Here is an 18,705-nt window from a genome sequence, read left to right as displayed (position 1 = left end):
CTTAGTACAACGGCGATGCAGGCAGAAACAGCTCTGTCAGGAGCAGCGGTTTCCCACTCAACCGGAGGCGGGAACGACGCCCCCAGAGGTCTGCATGGCAACCTATCTCAATAAAATCACGCGTGAGCATGGAAGACGTAAACAGGTAACGACCCAGCGGCGTCTTACCAAGCTGTTGCAGCGCCAGTTCCGGGCCGCTCAGCGTCGATTCGGGTACCACGGTGCGCCCGGCAAGCCAGGGCTCGCCGTCCACACACAGCAATATTTCTCGTAGCCAGTAGCGTTGCTCGTCGGGCAACAACGGTAACTCTTCCGCTATAGCATCGCGGGTGACAAACCCTTCGTCAATCAGTGTGACGCTGACCACACCATATTGTTCGAACCGTTTGGTCATGGAATCTTCCAGCAGCAGCCAGTCGAGTTGTTCAGCGTCGAGCGAGGGAATGGCGTCAAAATAGTTTAGCGCACGCAGTTGCGTCAGTGCGGGATGCGTCATGCCTGACTCTCCTGTACATAAAGTGACGCTATTGTATCGCAGATTGTGGCGGGCGGGAGTGCAGTAATGGCTAAATACGATCATTGGCGCAACAGTTATGCAACAGCATGGTGCACAACTGAAAAAAAAGTGCGCCCCGAGGGGCGCACCGAAAGGCATAGCCTAAACATCAGCGCTGTGGGGATGTTATTACCCCTTGCCTTTTACAGCGCTGATAAAGGTGGATCTCGCAGAGGTAGAGCCGAGGCGCTCAGCTTCATCCAGCAGTTTCAACGCTTTATCTACATCACCACTCGCAACTGCCTGTTTAATGGCTTTGTTGAAGTAAGATTCGGTGTCATTCAGCATCGGTTCACTTTTCTTCACCGGTGCTGGCGCAGGTGCGGCGGCTGCGGCGGCAGGAGCTGCGTAAGCCGGTGCAGCAGTGTTACCCACCGTGACAGGTGCCGGGCCTGAAGAGCCAAACAGCGGGCCAACCAGGACGCTGGAAGTGCTGTTTGTTTTTACCTTCAGTTTCAGCGTGCCATCAGTGATATGACGGGCAATCGGATCCGGGATATCGGGAATCGCGTTACCCACGCCTTTCGCGTAGGACTTAGCCGGATCCAGTAATTTGGTGGTTTGTTGCAGGTCTTTTTCGGTCGTGAACACCAGCACGTACAGTTTCTGCTGACCCAGCGCAGGCGTCAGACGCATTACGCCTTCAAGACGGTCAGCGCTCATTACGCCCGGCTCCTGATAGGTGAAATAGCTTGACGGGAAGAACGCCGATGGCGTCATGTTCTGATCAAGAATCAGAACGTTCGGCGCAAATACGCTGGTTTGTTTATTCACTTCACTGCTGAGCGTAAGGGTGAGTTCGCCAATGTTGGCCGGCACGCTGTAGGCCGCAACCGGGCCGCTGATGCCAGGCACATTCAGGCTCTGCCCCCCCGTGGAAAGCGTGGTGGTCTGAACTTTAGATTGATCCACCGGCGTCCAGGTCAGTTGCTGTAACGCAGCGGTCGGAATCGTTGGTGCGGCAGAAGTGTTCTGCGGCACATAGTTTACATCTGCAAAGGTGACTGCCGGTACGCTTGCCAGAAGGCCTGCGCAGAGGCTGAGAGCGACGAGACTTTTCTTCATTTTCATTGTTATTACCTCAGATACAGAGCTCAGCGCTCGCCAGGCAATAGCGCGCTGCGCTTAAAGAGAGAGGGGCTTACGCCCCTCTTTTAGGCATTACATTGGGTTAATCGACGATTACCACCAGATTTCCATCTGTGCACCGAAGGACCACTCATCGTTGTCGCCACGGCTGGTTGTGTTGATGCCAGAGTTAGACGCAGCAGCAAAGCGGCTTACAGAGTCACCATCTTTGATGTAACCCCATTTTTCATCCCACTTCGCATAGGTTGCGAAGACACGGATAGCCGGACGAGACCAAATGCTGTCACCCGCCTGCCATTGCTGCGCCAGGGTGATTTTGTACTGGTTGTTGCGATCGCCAGTCTGCTGAGATTTCACGTTGTCGTAGCCAACTTCCAGCAAGGTGCTCATGATAGGCGTCCATTTGTACATTGGACGAACACCTACGGTCCACCAGTCAGTACCCAGGTCGCTATCCAGATCGGTTTTCTGGAACATACCGACGTACATCAGGTCCCACTTGTCGCCCAAAGAAATTGCGCCGTGGTCCAGGATACGCCACATGTTACCGTTGTTATTGATAACGTTATTCGCGTAATTGGTCTTCGTGCCATCCGGGTTAGTTACGGTGAAGGAAGAAGAGCCGTAAGAGCCCTGGTTCACACCTTTACCATGAGTGGTCATTGCGTCTGTCGCGTACTGAACCACAAATTTGTTGTAGCCTTTCAGCATGCTCTGTGTGTGTTCAGCGGTGAACATCCAGCCATCTTTCGATGCGCCGTCGGCAAGGCTGTAGCCATCAGTGGTATTGGCGCGACCGTAGTCAACACCTAATTCCAGCACGCCGTCCGGGTTGGTTTCCAGACCCGCTAAACGTACGTCGAATACATCGTTTGCTGTGTCTTTAGTACGGTCGTAAATGTTCTGTGTGCTGAACGCATAAGAACCGCCGGCTTCCTGAGAACGGGTAGCTGCCAGAGACAGTTTACCGAAGCCCAGATCGACGTTTTCGATACCGGCACCAGGGCCTGAAATATCCCAGTAGTAGAAGTCGATCATGTGCACGTCATGACGCTGATAGAAACGCTTACCGGCCCAGATGGTAGAGCCTGGCAGCCAGTCAATCAGGTTTTTACCCTGAACGTTGGCTTCACGGAACGCGGGGTCAGTACCTTCCCAGTCATTCTGTTGAGCAACGGAGTACGCCACGTTGGTGTCAAAGTAGAAGCTCTTATCACCTTCTTTCCACACTTCCTGGCCCAGCTTCAGTTCCGCATAGGTTTCACATTCGTTACCAAGACGGTACTTACTTTGTGCGCCGGTTGCCTGGAAGCACTGTTGTTCACCACCGCTGCCTGTCCAGCCAATACCAGAACGCGCGTAGCCGTGGAAATCGACTGCCAGCGCCTGAGCAGACATAACGCCTGCCGCGACGGCGACTGCCAGGGGAAGTTTGCGCAGAGTAATCATCATTCTATCTCCTGAGATCATTGCTTTTCTTTGAAACACGAACCCTTGTAGCCGGGTTTTGTGCCTTTGTTATGGGAATCAAACGCCGGGCTCTTTATGCAACCGACGACATGCGGTGCCATCCTCACGGAACAGGTGGCAGCGCTCTGGTGGCAAGCCAATAGCGAATGTGGCTCCCTCTTCTACTAACACCACATCATTCTGGCGATAGACCAGGTTCTGATGGATGGCGGGGATCTGGATATGAATTTGCGTTTCGTGACCGAGCTGTTCCACTACGTGGACTTCGCCTTCCAGGGTGACATCAGCGATGTCGCTGGGCAGCAGATGTTCAGGGCGAATACCCAGTGACATATTGGCACCGACCTGGACATTGTTACTTTCTACCGGCAGCCAAACCTGTTGACGGTTTGGCAGCTCAACCTGCACCTGGTCAATCGCCGTTGCCGTGACCTTCACTGGCAGGAAGTTCATTTTCGGCGAGCCGATAAAGCCCGCGACGAAGCGGTCGGCCGGGTAGTGATAGAGTTCAAGCGGTTTACCGACCTGCGCGACACGGCCTGCATCGAGCACCACAATCTTGTCGGCGAGCGTCATCGCTTCGACCTGATCGTGGGTGACGTAAATCATCGTGCGGCCCAGACGTTTGTGCAGACGGGAAATTTCAATACGCATCTGCACGCGCAGTGCGGCATCCAGGTTGGAAAGCGGTTCATCAAGCAGGAACACATTCGGTTCCGCCACCAGCGTACGGCCAATCGCCACACGCTGACGCTGACCACCGGAAAGCGCTTTCGGTTTGCGCTCTAACAGGTGTGCCAGTTGCAATACTTCGGCAACCTGATTGACGCGCTGGTTAATGACCTCTTTTTTCGCGCCAGCCAGTTTCAGGCCGAAGGACATGTTTTCGGCAACAGAGAGATGCGGATACAACGCATAAGACTGGAACACCATGCCCACACCGCGCTCCGCAGGCGGGATGTCGTTCATCCGGGTTTCCCCGATATAGAGGTCGCCGCTGGTAATCGTCTCAAGCCCGGCGATCATGCGAAGCAGTGTAGATTTGCCACAGCCCGACGGCCCAACAAACACCACGAACTCCCCTTCCTGGATATCCAGGTTGATATCTTTCGATACCACCACGTCGCCCCAGGCTTTCGTTACATTTCGCAGTTGTACGTTTGCCATCGCCTTCTCCCTTGTTACAACCCGTCACTATCAGAAACATTCAAGATGGATTGAACTATGGGGTATCCCTTGTTGTCGCGAATCCTCCACCCCCCTTGTTTTTTATGGGGGAGGAGGCGGGAGGATGAGAAAACGCGTTCTGCCACCGGGGGTTAGGGGCGACAGGGAAAATCGTGAGCTGGCCTGCAAAATCGGGGCGTTTTTTATGTGCGCCAGGGCTCATAACTCTGATTTATGTAACAGAGATCACATAAACACCCCCCGGGGCGTAGAGGAAGGGAGGATGGAAAGAGGTTGCTAAAAAAGGAGACTCATCCCTGTAAAAACCACCTCTGTGTATCCACGAGTACATCACCAAAAAGGACGGGATATATGAAAATTAAAACTGGCGCTCGCATCCTCGCGCTGTCTGCTCTGACCACGATGATGTTTTCCGCCTCAGCCCTCGCGAAAATCGAAGAAGGAAAACTGGTTATCTGGATCAACGGCGATAAAGGCTATAACGGTCTCGCCGAGGTAGGTAAGAAATTCGAGAAAGACACTGGCATTAAAGTCACCGTTGAACACCCGGATAAACTGGAAGAAAAATTCCCGCAGGTTGCGGCAACCGGTGACGGCCCGGACATCATCTTCTGGGCGCATGACCGTTTCGGCGGCTACGCGCAGTCTGGCCTGCTGGCTGAAATCAGCCCGGACAAAGCCTTCCAGGACAAACTATATCCGTTCACCTGGGACGCCGTTCGCTATAACGGCAAACTGATCGCATACCCGATTGCGGTTGAAGCGCTCTCCCTGATCTACAACAAAGACCTCGTACCGAACCCGCCGAAAACCTGGGAAGAAATTCCTGCGCTGGATAAAGAGCTGAAGGCGAAAGGTAAGAGCGCCCTGATGTTCAACCTGCAAGAACCGTACTTCACCTGGCCGCTGATTGCTGCTGACGGTGGTTATGCGTTTAAGTTTGAAAACGGCAAATATGACGTGAAAGATGTCGGCGTAGATAGCGCTGGCGCGAAAGCGGGTCTGACTTTCCTGGTTGACCTGATTAAAAACAAACACATGAACGCGGATACCGATTACTCCATCGCTGAAGCGGCCTTTAACAAAGGCGATACCGCGATGACCATCAACGGCCCGTGGGCATGGTCCAACATCGATAAGAGCAAGGTCAACTATGGCGTAACGCTGCTGCCGACCTTTAAAGGCAAGCCGTCTAAACCGTTCGTCGGTGTGCTGAGTGCCGGTATCAACGCCGCAAGCCCGAACAAAGAGCTGGCGAAAGAGTTCCTCGAAAACTACCTGCTGACCGATCAGGGTCTGGATGAAGTGAACAAGGACAAACCGCTGGGTGCCGTCGCGCTGAAATCCTTCCAGGATGAGCTGGCGAAAGATCCACGCATCGCGGCCACCATGGATAACGCCCAGAAAGGCGAAATCATGCCGAACATCCCGCAGATGTCCGCCTTCTGGTATGCCGTTCGCACCGCAGTCATCAACGCCGCAAGCGGTCGTCAGACTGTCGATGCTGCACTGAAAGACGCGCAGGGCCGTATCACTAAGTAATGCTTTTATCCCCTCTCCCTCAGGGAGAGGGTTAGGGTGAGGGTTGTGTTAAAAGTTCGCCCTCACCCCGGCCCTCTCCCCCAGGAGAGGGAGAAAAGATCAATCGTTGTAGAGGAAGATCCCCATGGATGTCATTAAAAAGAAACATTGGTGGCAAAGTGACGCGCTGAAGTGGTCAGCGATCGGTCTGCTGGGCCTGCTGGTGGGTTACCTTGTAGTTTTAATGTACGCACAAGGGGAGTACCTGTTCGCCATCATGACGCTGATTTTAAGCTCAGCTGGCCTCTATATTTTCGCCAACCGTAAAACCTACGCCTGGCGCTATGTTTATCCGGGCATGGCCGGGATGGGACTGTTCGTTCTGTTCCCCCTGATTTGTACCATTGCCATCGCCTTCACCAACTACAGCAGCACCAACCAGCTCACCTTTGAACGTGCACAGCAGGTGCTGATGGACCGCTCTTATCAGGCGGGTAAGTCTTACAACTTCACGCTTTTCCCGGCAGGTGATGAGTGGCAACTGGCACTGACTGACGGTGAAAGTGGCAAGAATTACCTCTCCGACGCCTTTAAATTTGGCGGCGAGCAAAAAATTACACTGAAAGAGACTGAAGCCCTGCCGGAAGGCGAGCGTGCGGCGCTGCGCGTGATCACCCAAAATCGTCAGGCGCTGAACCAGTTAACGGCTGTTCTGCCAGACGAAAGCAAAGTGGTGATGAGTTCGCTGCGTCAGTTCTCCGGTACCCGCGCGCTGTACACGCTGGGTGCCAACGACGAGCTGACCAACAACCAAACCGGCGTGAAGTACCTGCCAAACAACGATGCCGGCTTTTATCAGGCTGTGGATGCGGCGGGGAACCTGACCGGCGAAAAACTGAGCCCAGGCTACACCGTGACCATCGGCTGGGATAACTTCACCCGCGTCTTCACCGACGAAGGGATTCAGAAGCCGTTCTTCGCGATTTTCATCTGGACGATTGTCTTCTCCGTACTGACCGTCATCCTGACCGTTGCCGTCGGCATGGTACTGGCGTGCCTGGTGCAGTGGGAAGCCCTGAAAGGCAAAGCGATTTACCGCGTGCTGCTGATTCTGCCCTACGCCGTGCCTTCCTTTATCTCGATTCTGATTTTCAAGGGCTTGTTCAACCAGAGCTTTGGTGAAATCAACATGATGCTGAGCGCCCTGTTCGGGATCAAACCGGCATGGTTCAGCGACCCAACCACCGCACGTTCGATGATTATCATCGTTAACACCTGGCTTGGTTACCCCTACATGATGATCCTGTGCATGGGCCTGCTGAAAGCCATTCCGGACGACCTGTATGAAGCCTCGGCAATGGATGGCGCAGGCCCGTTCCAGAACTTCTTCAAGATTACGCTGCCGCTGCTGATTAAGCCGCTGACGCCGCTGATGATTGCCAGCTTCGCCTTTAACTTTAACAACTTCGTTCTGATTCAACTGTTGACTAACGGCGGCCCGGACCGACTCGGCACCACGACGCCTGCCGGTTATACCGACCTGCTGGTGAGCTATACCTACCGTATCGCGTTCGAAGGCGGCGGTGGGCAGGACTTCGGCCTCGCGGCGGCGATTGCTACGCTTATCTTCCTGTTGGTGGGTGCGCTGGCGATTGTGAACCTGAAAGCCACGCGAATGAAGTTTGATTAAGGGAGATAACGACAATGGCTATGGTACAACCGAAATCTCAGAAACTGCGTTTATTCACCACGCACCTGTTACTCCTGATCTTCATCGCGGCAATCATGTTTCCGCTGCTGATGGTTATCGCCATTTCACTGCGCGAAGGTAACTTCGCCACCGGGAGCCTGATCCCGGAAAAAATCTCCTGGGAGCACTGGCGGCTGGCGCTGGGCTTTAGCGTAGAACACGCTGATGGCCGCGTCACCCCGCCACCCTTCCCGGTTCTGCTGTGGTTGTGGAACTCGGTAAAAATTGCGGGCATCACCGCGATTGGCATCGTCACCCTTTCCACGACCTGTGCTTACGCCTTCGCCCGTATGCGTTTCCCGGGTAAAGCGACCCTGCTGAAAGGGATGCTGATTTTCCAGATGTTCCCGGCAGTGCTCTCTCTGGTAGCGTTGTACGCGTTGTTTGACCGTCTCGGCCAGTACATTCCGTTTATCGGTCTGAACACCCATGGCGGCGTAATCTTCGCTTACTTAGGCGGTATTGCACTGCACGTCTGGACGATTAAAGGCTACTTCGAAACCATCGATAGCTCGCTGGAAGAAGCAGCGGCGCTGGATGGCGCAACACCGTGGCAGGCCTTCCGCCTGGTACTGCTGCCGCTCTCCGTACCGATTCTGGCGGTGGTATTTATTCTGTCGTTTATCGCTGCCATCACCGAAGTTCCGGTCGCGTCACTGCTGCTGCGTGATGTGGACAGCTACACCCTGGCGGTTGGTATGCAGCAATATCTTAACCCGCAAAACTACCTGTGGGGTGACTTTGCTGCGGCAGCCGTACTCTCCGCCATACCAATTACCGTCGTGTTCCTGCTGGCGCAGCGCTGGCTGGTCAATGGCCTGACGGCAGGCGGTGTGAAAGGTTAATACCCTCGTTCTACCCTCCCGGAAACGGGAAAAGCCACTGCAATCCTCGATTTAACTTGTGACTGTTGTTTGGCGCTCTTCGGAGCGCCATTTTTTTAAGCCTAATGGGATAGGCTTATTCACGTTTCAGGCGTTTGGAATTACACAGCCAGAGCGTGATCACCAGCAACAGGATCGCCCCGGAGTAGATCAACACGTCGAGCGGCGAGGTGTGATCGACGATGATCAAACGCACAATCGCGGTGATCCCGATATAGATAAAGTAGCGCAACGGAAAGTGAAAACCGGACTGAAAGTACTTCACGATCAGTGCGATAAATTCGAAATAGAGGAAATACACCACTAGCCCTTCCACCAGCTCGTATTTGCTGGTGCGCTCAGGTGCGAAGAGTACATCGGCTAAGTGCAGCGTCTCTTTGCCGAGAAAGATGACCAGTATCATGCCAAGGCAGAGTAGCCCAAGGTTGAGAACAGTCTGTAAGATCGTCGAGATAAACTCGACACGTGGACGGGGGAGTGATGTCATGGTGGCATCTCCTGTGCAGGCTGAGTCTCTTGTATAACGCAAAAATGTGATCTGGATCTACATTTTTTACATGAGCAATGCCGGATGCGGCTCCGTCTTATCCGGCCTACAGAACGCGTCAAAACGTTACATCGCACCTTCAAATCCGCGTAGGCCGGATAAGGCATTTCCGCCGCCATCCGGCACACAGACCGCACAATTACCGGAAATTCATACTCTTATCACTGGTAATCCCATACAAATCAAACTTGCGCCCCAGCTTCTGGCCGCCATCGCGGGTTAACGGTACCCAGTTCACCGCGGCACGGCTGCGCGTCGCGCCGGAAGAGAAGAGATCCAGCGGCACAGAGACATACACGCCTTTGGTGAACTCCCCTTCCCCATACTCATCGCCGGAAACGTTGGTAATGGTGGCGTAGCCCCCGACCACGACACCGCTGTCGAAGTGTTTAGAGATGTCGAGCGTGCCGCCCTTATCGCCCGCCAGATACTGGCCGACGCTGGCTTTCACCAGCACGTCCTGGGCAAACGGCGGCGTCCAGTAGGCGGTGAGATGCCCGGTCTTCACGCTGTAGTCGGTGAATTTCATCATGTCCTGCGCGCTACGCCAGTCACGCTGTTTCACATAGTTGGCGTCGATACCCACCGCCCAGTTGCTGTCTACCGGGCGATAGAGCGCTTCAACACCTGCGCCCCCGAACATGGTTTCCAGGTAACCACCATAAACCTGGCCGTAGAAATTATTCCCCAGATACTGGAAATAGTTGGCCTGCAGGTTGTTCACATAGACGTTATTCTCAACATATTCACGCACGTGAGTACGCGCGCGCGGCAGTTTTGAGTCGCTCGGCGGGTTGGTGTAGTTAAATTTGTCATAGTTGTTGGCGATGTTGGCAAACAGGCTACCGCTGGTCAGCAGGTGGTCGGTCACCCACCAGTCCGCCGTGCCCATCACGCCCAACTGGTACATGTAGAAACTTTCCGGCCCGCCGACCGACTGACTCAGTACCGGGTCGATATGGAAATCGAAGCTCGATTTGTCGATATACCAGCCCTGCTCGGTGGTTTCCGGCACGATCGGCGTGACACGTTTCTGCTCCAGCGGCGTTTCATGGCCGAGCGGTTCACCCTCCAGGTGACGCTGCAGGCTGGCGACGTTAGTTTCCGTGGTCACCTGCGGCATGTTGAGGCGATTTTCGGTGATGCGGATAGTGCGAATGCCCTCCGGCAGATCGTTCATGATAATGCGGTTGGCGCGCTCAATGCCTTCGCGCGAGTCGCGATATTTCACCTGCTCACCGGTGACGTAGAGCGTATCGCCTTTAGTTTGAATCTTCGGATCGGCAAATCCGGCGTTATATTTCAGCAGGGTAAGCTGATTCGCGACCACCGAATGTTGCAGAATCGCGTCCTGCGGCTGCGGACGATATGTCGGTCGCGCGTTGTCGTTATAGGACGGACGCAGGTCGTTGAAGTTGGTGCGCAGAGTGAAGCCGAACATCACCGTATTCCCGCGCTCGTAGCTCAGGTTAACGTCGGCCCAATCCGCAACCCGATAAATAGCGCCGACGTTAAACTTGCTTTTCTGGTCCAGTTTTCCGGCGAAATCCTGCTGATAGTTATTACCTTCATACTCAAGTTTCAGGCGCAGCGGCTGCCAGGGCGTTTGATATTCTACCCCGCCAAAAAACGCCGCCGGGCCGCGAAACTTCTGGCTGCTGTCCATCGAGCCCGCTTCGCGGTAGCTGTTATCGCGGTGGCAATATTTATCGCTGTAGGAGCAGAACGGGTTGGTCGCGTTGCCGCTGGTGCCGAGATAACCCCAGCCAAGCCCCAGCGAGAAGTCGAATGGCCCCCAGGCTTTGTTGGCAACGATGTACTCCGAGTCAAACAGCCCGGTACCGCCGATATCACGCGCACCAACCGACACCTGCGGCATCCAGTAGCTCTCTTCCCACAGGCGCAGCTTCAGGTCGAAGGCTTTATCTTTATAGGTTTGATCGCCCGAGAACGCGTCAACGCTGCTGTATTGTTTGGTGCGCACGTCGGTATAACGTAGCGTAGTTTCCAGCCAGGGAAAAAGCTGCACAGAAGCAGAGTAGTAGCGATATTGATCGTTATCGCGGTAGTTAAGGCTGATTTCCCCTTCCCGCGCCATTCGCGCGGTAGGCGTTTGCAGCAGGCCGACGCCGCCGAAATCAGACTGCGAAGGGCCAACGGGTGCCGGATACGTTTCGGCATGGCATGCGGCGCTAACGCCCAACGCAAGCAGGCTGTAGAGGTATTTTTTCTTCATTAATCAGGTATCCGCTGCGACAGGGAGCGAAGAATAGCGACGTTGAGTTCATCGTATTTCTTCGTCCACAGTGAATCGGCAAAGCCAACAAACACGATGCTGCCGGGCATCGGCTCAATATGACGTCGGTTCCAGTAGGCGATAGGCGCTTTCAGCGTGCGGCCATCGGGGTAAATTACCCACGCGTAGCTGCGCTCGCCGCCGCTCAGACGATCAACCTCTTTGAGGTAGCTGGCGACATCGCGCCCGGGCGTAAACGCCACTTTGCCGGGGCGATTGATCAAACCGAAAAGCGTAATTGTCGAGGGTTCATTGCCCACCCACAGGCTGTATTTCCCCTGAAGCGGCGGATTTTTCCCTTCGCCTATGCGAACTTCATCCGGGTCCAGCGAGACAAACTGCCGCCCCGTGACGTTGATAGCCTGAAGCTGCTGGCGTAAGGCGTTAATGGCAGCGGCATCGCTTCCACTCGACTCCATCGCCGCGCGGCTTAACGCGGTGAGCAATGCCTGATGTTGTTTTTCAGCAACCGTGGTCGCCTGCTGTTCGGCAATCACCGCGCCGCGCCACCAGCTTCCGGCGAGGCGCGGCTGTGCGACGAGATCCGCCAGATGCTCAGCATTGGTCAACGTGAGCGTTTTTGTCTCACCTTCACGATGAACATCTACGGTGCCTGCTGCGAATGCGCCACCCGTCATGGCGCAGAAAAGTCCTGCAACTAACGTGATTTTTTTCATTGTTTTGCGGCCTTGATCAGGGTCGTTTTCACCGGGAAATAGCCCGCCCCAAGGTATTGTTCTGATTGTCGAATCTGGCCTTCGTCATCTATCCAAAAGCGGTTGCGCCAGGTCGTTTGTTCGGTGGTCACCGTTTCCTCAAGCACGCGAACCGGCGTCTCGCTTCCGGCTAAGGTCAGCGTTTCGCGCTCGCCCCAGTGGAAGGTGGAATGCGCGGTGGCGTAGCGCACCTGGCGGTGTTCAGTCCAGCCCATCGTGCGCGTCCAGCTTGCGCCATCCACCACCTGATTAGGTTTGGCTAGCGGATCGCTGGCGAGGTTATTGACATCCAGCAGGTTATCGCCCGCCAGTTGCGTTTTGACGATACGACCATGCTGCGTGACCAGCGTGGCCTGATCCTGGGTGACCCACTTGTGCTGACCGTTTTCCGAGTAAGCCAGCGCCACAAAAATCTGCGGGCCGTTATTAAGCTGAATGTACTGGCTGGCGTAGGGCATATTCTGGATATCGTCCGCGGTGAGTTGCACGCCGGGCGTGCCGAACAGGCTATCCCATAACGATTTTCCCAGCCCTTTTGTGCTGGATGAACACGCCTGAAGCAGCAGGCAAAGAGTGATAATGGCAAGTCGCTTCACGACGTTTCTCCGAGGGGCAAAATAACCACACCGAAGTGTGGTTATGGGTAAACGCACCCGTATTACTGGGTACTGGTTGTTGTGGTGGTCGTGGTTCCGGTATTGGAGCCATCACCGCCACCTGTCGCTGCCAGCGCGACACCCACCGCAGAACTCACGGTGCTGGCGCTGGTCGCGGTAGAACTCCCCGCGGAGACAGACGTCGCCGCAGAGCCCGCCGCATCACCGGTTTCCACCGGTGCCGCTGACGCGGATGCCGCCGCAAACGCAGATATGGCAAAAATGCCATAGAGGATTTTCTTCATAACAATTTCCCTTCATTGAATAAATGGAGGTACATACCCTGGGAATTCCGGGTTGCAGAATGAAAGTCAGCATGTAATACATGCGTGGCTCACGCACATACAACCTGAAAATAAGCGGGTATACCTGAAATATTCAGGCGTCATCGAGTATACACAACTCAATACCGGGAATTAGCGTTAAGGGAAGAGGGGTTCAGATTTTAAGAAAATGAGAAAAAATAAAAAAATAAGTATTATTTATTGGTTGTAAATTACGTTAAATCATAAAGTTATGATAAACTTTGTTATTATCAACCTACGTATTTTCCTAAAATAAGACCTTGTTTAATTCAGGTCTATTTATGTTTTAGGAATATGCTCATCGGTAATTTTCAGCTGAGATCACGGACAAGGAGATTTATCCGATAAAAATATGCCGGCTATTACGCCGGCATTTTCAGATTAAGACGACTTACGCACGCCAGGATTTATAACGGTTAATCAGGCCGTTGGTAGAGCTGTCGTGGCTGCTAATTTCGCTGCCATCTTTCAGTTCCGGCAGAATACGGTTTGCCAGCTGTTTACCCAGCTCAACGCCCCACTGGTCGAACGTGAAGATGTTCAGGATAGCGCCCTGAGTAAAGATTTTATGCTCATACAGCGCAATCAACGCGCCCAGGCTGAACGGGGTGATTTCGCGCAGCAGGATGGAGTTGGTCGGGCGGTTGCCTTCGAAAACTTTGAACGGCACAACGTGTTCCAGCGTGGCCGGATCTTTACCCTGATCGCGATATTCCTGTTCAACCACTTCGCGGGATTTGCCGAACGCCAGCGCTTCGGTCTGGGCGAAGAAGTTAGACAGCAGTTTCGGGTGGTGATCGGAAAGCGGGTTGTGAGTGATAGCCGGCGCGATGAAGTCACACGGAACCATTTTGGTGCCCTGGTGAATCAACTGATAGAACGCGTGCTGACCGTTAGTGCCCGGCTCACCCCAAATGATTGGGCCGGTCTGGTGCGCCACTTTATTGCCGTTGCGGTCAACATACTTACCGTTGGACTCCATATTGCCCTGCTGGAAGTACGCCGCGAAACGGTGCATATACTGGTCGTACGGCAGAATCGCTTCCGTTTCCGCCCCGAAGAAGTTGTTGTACCAGATGCCGATCAGCGCCAGCAGAACCGGCAGGTTTTTCTCCGCAGGTGTGGTGGAGAAATGCTTGTCCATCGCATGTGCGCCGGAGAGGAGTTCAACGAAGTTGTCGAAGCCCACGGACAGGATAATAGACAGGCCGATGGCTGACCACAGAGAGTAACGACCGCCCACCCAGTCCCAGAACTCGAACATGTTGGCGGTATCAATACCAAATTCACCCACTGCTTTAGCGTTGGTGGAGAGCGCCGCGAAGTGTTTCGCTACGTGTTTCTGATCGCCCGCCGTTTCCAGGAACCAGTCGCGCGCGCTGTGGGCGTTGGTCATGGTTTCTTGCGTGGTGAAAGTTTTGGATGCCACCAGGAACAAGGTAGTTTCCGGGTTAACGGTTTTCAGCACTTCCGCGATGTGGGTACCATCGACGTTAGACACAAAGTGCATATTCAGATGATTTTTGTACGGACGCAGCGCTTCGGTCACCATGAACGGGCCGAGGTCAGAACCACCGATACCGATGTTGACCACATCAGTGATCGCTTTACCGGTATAGCCTTTCCAGTTACCGGAAATGATGGCTTCAGAGAAACCTTTCATTTTATCCAGCACGGCATTCACTTCCGGCATCACGTCTTTGCCGTCAACGATAATCGGGGTATTGCTGCGGTTACGCAGCGCCACGTGCAGCACGGCGCGGTCTTCGGTGCGGTTGATCTTCTCACCGGAGAACATCGATTTAATCGCACCGCTCAGATCGGTCTCTTTTGCCAGATCCTGCAGTTTGCTCAGGGTTTCTTCCGTGATGCGGTTTTTAGAGAAATCCACCAGCATCAGATCGTCAAACGTAGCGGAAAACTTGCTGAAACGGTCGCTATCTTTGGCAAACAGCTCGGCAATAGTGACATCTTTCATTTCATCGAAGTGTTTCTGTAGTGCCTGCCACGCAGCGGTCTGCGTTGGGTTGATATTTTTCATTAGCAATACCCTTCTGATTTGAGAATCGTTACTGCCCTCGATTGTAGCGCCTGTTACAAAAATTTGTGATCGTTTTAGTGTTACAGGCAACAAACAAGGCATGAAGACGCAAAAAGTATAGCTGTCATAAGTGTTTTTTCTGACACCCCTATTTGCATGAAAAATCCGCATAACCCCAGCGTTGACAGGGGTGGCTTAAGCCTTTATTTATAAAGGCACTACCTGCGCATGGCGCAGGCCAGAAGAGGCGCGTTGCCCAGGTAATCGTATTTCAGGAGCCAGTCCGCGAAAGATACGTGAGGGGGAGCAACGCCGAGGTGGCTGAACGCCTGGTCACGTTCGCTATCGGCTACAGGGGCTGAATCCCCTGGGTTGTCACCAGAAACGTTGGCAGTCCGGCGTTTCGCAAGGTGGAGCACTTCTGGGGAAATCGTAGTTTCTGCGTCCCCCTGTATACCGCTCTTCCCTTGTGCCAAGGCTGAAAAAAGGAACCCCTGACACGAGGCAGTACACAATGACAGATTTTGTCGTCGCCAAATTTGGCGGCACCAGCGTAGCCGATTTTGATGCCATGAACCGCAGCGCGGACGTGGTTCTCTCTGACCCTAATGTTCGTTTAGTGGTGCTCTCCGCCTCCGCAGGCGTGACCAATCTGCTGGTTGCGCTGGCCGAAGGGCTGGAAGCCACCGAACGCTTCGCCAAACTGGATGCTATTCGCAAAATACAGTTCTCGATTCTGGAGCGCCTGGCGAACCCAAACGTCATTCGTGAAGAAGTGGAACGCCTGCTGGAAAATATCACCACGCTTGCGGAAGCGGCTTCTCTGGCCACCTCAACCGCCCTGACCGATGAACTGGTCAGCCATGGCGAACTGATGTCGACCCTGTTATTTGTTGAAGTGCTGCGCCAGCGCGATGTGCAGGCGCAGTGGTTTGACGTGCGTAAGGTCATGCGTACCAGCGACCGCTTTGGCCGCGCTGAGCCTGACGTCGCAGCGCTTTCTGAGCTGGCGACGCAGCAACTGGCCCCGCGTCTTGTTGAAGGTATGGTCATCACGCAGGGCTTTATCGGCAGCGAAGCCAAAGGCCGCACCACCACACTGGGGCGTGGCGGCAGCGACTACACTGCGGCACTGCTGGGTGAAGCGCTGCACGCAACCCGTGTCGATATCTGGACGGATGTGCCGGGCATCTATACCACCGACCCGCGCGTTGTCCCGACGGCAAAACGCATTGATGAAATCGCTTTTGAAGAAGCCGCCGAAATGGCGACCTTCGGCGCGAAAGTGTTACACCCTGCCACGCTGCTGCCTGCCGTGCGCAGCGATATCCCGGTGTTTGTTGGCTCAAGCAAAGATCCGAAAGCGGGCGGCACGCTGGTGTGCAATAAAACCCAAAACCCGCCGCTGTTCCGCGCATTGGCTCTGCGTCGTAAACAAACGCTGGTGACCCTCCATAGCCTCAATATGCTTCACTCGCGCGGTTTCCTGGCGGAAGTTTTCGGCATTCTGGCGCGTCATAATATTTCGGTGGATTTGATCACCACCTCGGAAGTGAGCGTGGCGTTAACGCTGGATACCACTGGTTCAACCTCCACCGGCGATACCTTACTGACGCAGTCGCTGCTGATGGAGCTTTCCGAACTTTGCCGCGTCGAAGTGGAAGAGAATCTCGCGCTGGTCGCGCTGATTGGTAACGACCTCTCTAAAGCCTGCGGCGTAGGTAAAGAGGTGTTTGGCGTGATGGAACCGTTCAATATCCGCATGATTTGCTACGGTGCTTCCAGCCATAACCTGTGCTTCCTGGTACCCGGTAGCGAAGCCGAACAGGTTGTGCAGAAACTGCATCATAATTTGTTTGAATAATATCCTTCCACGCGATAAACAATACCTCTGGCCGGGCTCGATCCCGGCCATTTTTATAAAAAACGCAAACACAACACTATCGCAAGGAATACACCATGCTCGCTGTTCTGACCCGGCTGTTCCCGTTATGGGCGCTGCTGCTCTCCGTTATCGCTTATTACACGCCTCCCACCTTTACCGCCATCGGCCCGTGGGTTCCCACTTTGCTAATGCTGATTATGTTCGGCATGGGTGTACATCTCAAAGTGGACGACTTTAAACGCGTACTTTCACGCCCGGCACCGGTTGCGGCGGGGATTTTCCTGCACTATCTGGTGATGCCTCTCGCCGCGTGGCTGCTGGCGCTGCTGTTTAAGATGCCGCCGGAACTCTCTGCTGGCATGGTGCTGGTTGGCAGCGTGGCGAGCGGTACTGCATCCAACGTGATGATTTACCTGGCGAAAGGCGACGTCGCGCTATCAGTCACCATTTCCTCTGTTTCTACGCTGGTTGGGGTGATTGCCACGCCATTACTCACCCGTCTGTACGTCGATGCGCATATTCAGGTCGACGTGATGGGCATGCTGCTGAGCATTCTGCAAATTGTGGTGATCCCTATTGGCCTGGGGCTGATTGTGCATCATCTCTTCCCACGGGTGGTGAAAGCCGTAGAGCCTTTTCTTCCTGCGTTTTCAATGGTGTGTATTCTGGCAATTATCAGCGCCGTGGTGGCCGGTTCAGCTTCGCACATTGCCTCGGTCGGTTTTGTGGTGATTATCGCCGTTATTCTGCATAACACGATTGGCCTGCTCGGCGGCTACTGGGGTGGGAAACTGTTTGGCTTTGATGAGTCCACCTGTCGCACGCTGGCCATTGAAGTGGGGATGCAAAACTCCGGCCTCGCGGCTGCGCTGGGTAAAATCTACTTCGGCCCGCTCGCGGCGCTGCCCGGCGCACTGTTCTCCGTGTGGCACAATCTTTCCGGCTCGCTGCTGGCGGGTTACTGGTCCGGGAAGCCGCTTGATGAGAAGGCTCGGGATGCGGTGAAAGAGGGATGATTCGCGGCCCGGTAAGGTGAACTTGCCGGGTTTAACCTATTTGCAGTGTGACGGGTTTCCCCAACCTCACCAACATCATGACTAAAGCGTCCAGGGTGAATTTATTGGTTTTATGGTTCACGACGTCCGAAACCCGTGGTCGGGAAATATTTAATTTCAGGGCGGCGTCAGCTTGTTTCAGTTTATGCTCGTTAATCCAGACAGAAATTTCCTGCATCAGTTGCTGTTTGAGCGCAATAAGTTGCTCAACCTCTCGTTCAGCATCCTGATAGAGCCGTTGGGCTTCCTCGTCACCAAAACCCAGCTCAGAAAATATGTTGGCATCCGCAGGCGTCACGTGCTGTATTTTGACATCAATGGAGGGGCTCATTTTCGGTTCCTTAGCTCTTGCTGTACTGCCTGATAACGGGCTTTTGCAATATGTTTGTCTTGTTCAGAAGTACGCTGCGTCTTTTTGCCGAAACAGTGCAACACATATACAGCGTCCTCCATGCGGGCAAAATAGATAATCCGATAAATCCCGCATACATGCCGTAATCGTACCTCTTCAACACCCGACCCAATGTCTGTCATCGGTTTCCAGTCTGCCGCTTCCAGACCAGCCTGCAAACGATGCAACTGATACCCTGCTTCTTTACGCACCTCTGCCGGAAAACAGCATAAATCATCGAATGACCGGCCGACCCAGGCAATAGGTCTCGACGCTTGCCTGATAGAAAGCATAACACATCCTTGTATAAAATTTTATACATCCTTTGTTTGTAATGTTCACATATCCTGTCCAA

The 18,705-nt window shown here is 54.1% G+C and carries 17 protein-coding genes and 1 riboswitch; of the genes, 5 read left to right on the top strand and 12 right to left on the bottom strand.

Annotated elements, in window-relative coordinates:
• Position 1: 1 nt before the first annotated feature.
• The 4 genes from ubiC to malK form a co-directional block, all read right to left on the bottom strand.
• On the bottom strand, positions 2 to 496 hold the full coding sequence (ubiC, locus tag DBY68_RS19800; RefSeq protein ID WP_108476005.1) for a chorismate lyase: 495 nt from the start codon (positions 494 to 496) through the stop codon (positions 2 to 4).
• A gap of 189 nt (positions 497 to 685) precedes the next feature.
• Entirely contained in the window at positions 686 to 1,627 is a 942-nt protein-coding gene (gene malM / locus DBY68_RS19795) for a maltose operon protein MalM (RefSeq protein ID WP_108476004.1), read from the bottom strand.
• A 111-nt stretch (positions 1,628 to 1,738) separates the two neighbouring features.
• The gene (locus tag DBY68_RS19790) at positions 1,739 to 3,097 is read right to left on the bottom strand and encodes a maltoporin (RefSeq protein WP_108476003.1); all 1,359 of its coding nucleotides are present in this window, start codon (positions 3,095 to 3,097) and stop codon (positions 1,739 to 1,741) included.
• Between the two features lie 75 nt (positions 3,098 to 3,172).
• Positions 3,173 to 4,282 carry a maltose/maltodextrin ABC transporter ATP-binding protein MalK gene (malK, locus tag DBY68_RS19785; RefSeq protein ID WP_108476002.1) on the bottom strand — a complete coding sequence of 370 codons (1,110 nt, stop codon included), beginning with the start codon at positions 4,280 to 4,282 and terminating at the stop codon, positions 3,173 to 3,175.
• Between the two features lie 372 nt (positions 4,283 to 4,654).
• On the opposite strand from malK, the gene malE reads away from it, so the two are divergent.
• From malE to malG, 3 genes are all read left to right on the top strand, one after another.
• Positions 4,655 to 5,845 (top strand): maltose/maltodextrin ABC transporter substrate-binding protein MalE, encoded by a 1,191-nt coding sequence (gene malE, locus DBY68_RS19775; RefSeq protein ID WP_108476001.1) that lies wholly within the window; start codon positions 4,655 to 4,657, stop codon positions 5,843 to 5,845.
• A gap of 124 nt (positions 5,846 to 5,969) precedes the next feature.
• Entirely contained in the window at positions 5,970 to 7,514 is a 1,545-nt protein-coding gene (malF, locus tag DBY68_RS19770; RefSeq protein ID WP_108476000.1) for a maltose ABC transporter permease MalF, read from the top strand.
• 14 nt (positions 7,515 to 7,528) lie between these two features.
• The gene (gene malG, locus DBY68_RS19765) at positions 7,529 to 8,419 is read left to right on the top strand and encodes a maltose ABC transporter permease MalG (protein ID WP_108475999.1); all 891 of its coding nucleotides are present in this window, start codon (positions 7,529 to 7,531) and stop codon (positions 8,417 to 8,419) included.
• A 115-nt stretch (positions 8,420 to 8,534) separates the two neighbouring features.
• On the opposite strand, the gene psiE is transcribed toward malG, so the two are convergent.
• The 6 genes from psiE to pgi form a co-directional block, all read right to left on the bottom strand.
• Complete coding sequence (gene psiE / locus DBY68_RS19760; protein WP_015966341.1) at positions 8,535 to 8,945, bottom strand: phosphate-starvation-inducible protein PsiE; 411 nt, start codon at positions 8,943 to 8,945, stop codon at positions 8,535 to 8,537.
• Positions 8,946 to 9,144: 199 nt separating this feature from the next.
• A complete protein-coding gene (locus tag DBY68_RS19755; RefSeq protein ID WP_108475998.1) occupies positions 9,145 to 11,241 on the bottom strand; it encodes a YjbH domain-containing protein in 2,097 nt (698 codons plus the stop codon).
• Entirely contained in the window at positions 11,241 to 11,978 is a 738-nt protein-coding gene (locus DBY68_RS19750; protein WP_108475997.1) for a capsule biosynthesis GfcC D2 domain-containing protein, read from the bottom strand. The genes DBY68_RS19755 and DBY68_RS19750 overlap by 1 nt, the downstream gene beginning before the upstream one ends.
• Complete coding sequence (locus tag DBY68_RS19745) at positions 11,975 to 12,613, bottom strand: YjbF family lipoprotein (RefSeq protein WP_108475996.1); 639 nt, start codon at positions 12,611 to 12,613, stop codon at positions 11,975 to 11,977. Before DBY68_RS19745 ends, DBY68_RS19750 begins: the two co-directional genes overlap by 4 nt.
• A gap of 62 nt (positions 12,614 to 12,675) precedes the next feature.
• On the bottom strand, positions 12,676 to 12,918 hold the full coding sequence (gene yjbE / locus DBY68_RS19740; protein WP_015966345.1) for an exopolysaccharide production protein YjbE: 243 nt from the start codon (positions 12,916 to 12,918) through the stop codon (positions 12,676 to 12,678).
• A 451-nt stretch (positions 12,919 to 13,369) separates the two neighbouring features.
• Positions 13,370 to 15,019 (bottom strand): glucose-6-phosphate isomerase, encoded by a 1,650-nt coding sequence (gene pgi / locus DBY68_RS19735; RefSeq protein WP_108475995.1) that lies wholly within the window; start codon positions 15,017 to 15,019, stop codon positions 13,370 to 13,372.
• A gap of 234 nt (positions 15,020 to 15,253) precedes the next feature.
• A riboswitch (Lysine riboswitch) is annotated at positions 15,254 to 15,448 on the top strand.
• 85 nt (positions 15,449 to 15,533) lie between these two features.
• Between pgi and lysC the strand changes: the two genes are divergently transcribed.
• On the top strand, positions 15,534 to 16,883 hold the full coding sequence (gene lysC / locus DBY68_RS19725; RefSeq protein WP_108475994.1) for a lysine-sensitive aspartokinase 3: 1,350 nt from the start codon (positions 15,534 to 15,536) through the stop codon (positions 16,881 to 16,883).
• A gap of 95 nt (positions 16,884 to 16,978) precedes the next feature.
• Complete coding sequence (gene panS, locus DBY68_RS19720) at positions 16,979 to 17,920, top strand: ketopantoate/pantoate/pantothenate transporter PanS (RefSeq protein WP_108475993.1); 942 nt, start codon at positions 16,979 to 16,981, stop codon at positions 17,918 to 17,920.
• Between the two features lie 31 nt (positions 17,921 to 17,951).
• On the opposite strand, the gene DBY68_RS19715 is transcribed toward panS, so the two are convergent.
• On the bottom strand, positions 17,952 to 18,290 hold the full coding sequence (locus DBY68_RS19715; RefSeq protein WP_108475992.1) for an XRE family transcriptional regulator: 339 nt from the start codon (positions 18,288 to 18,290) through the stop codon (positions 17,952 to 17,954).
• Positions 18,287 to 18,643 (bottom strand): type II toxin-antitoxin system RelE/ParE family toxin, encoded by a 357-nt coding sequence (locus DBY68_RS19710; protein ID WP_108475991.1) that lies wholly within the window; start codon positions 18,641 to 18,643, stop codon positions 18,287 to 18,289. The genes DBY68_RS19715 and DBY68_RS19710 overlap by 4 nt, the downstream gene beginning before the upstream one ends.
• Positions 18,644 to 18,705: the final 62 nt, after the last annotated feature.

It is taken from the genome of Pseudocitrobacter sp. RIT415 (assembly GCF_003057695.2).
GTDB lineage: Bacteria > Pseudomonadota > Gammaproteobacteria > Enterobacterales > Enterobacteriaceae > Pseudocitrobacter > Pseudocitrobacter faecalis.
The sequence above is the reverse complement of the archived record's forward strand: the minus strand, read 5'-3'. Positions and strand labels throughout refer to the sequence as shown.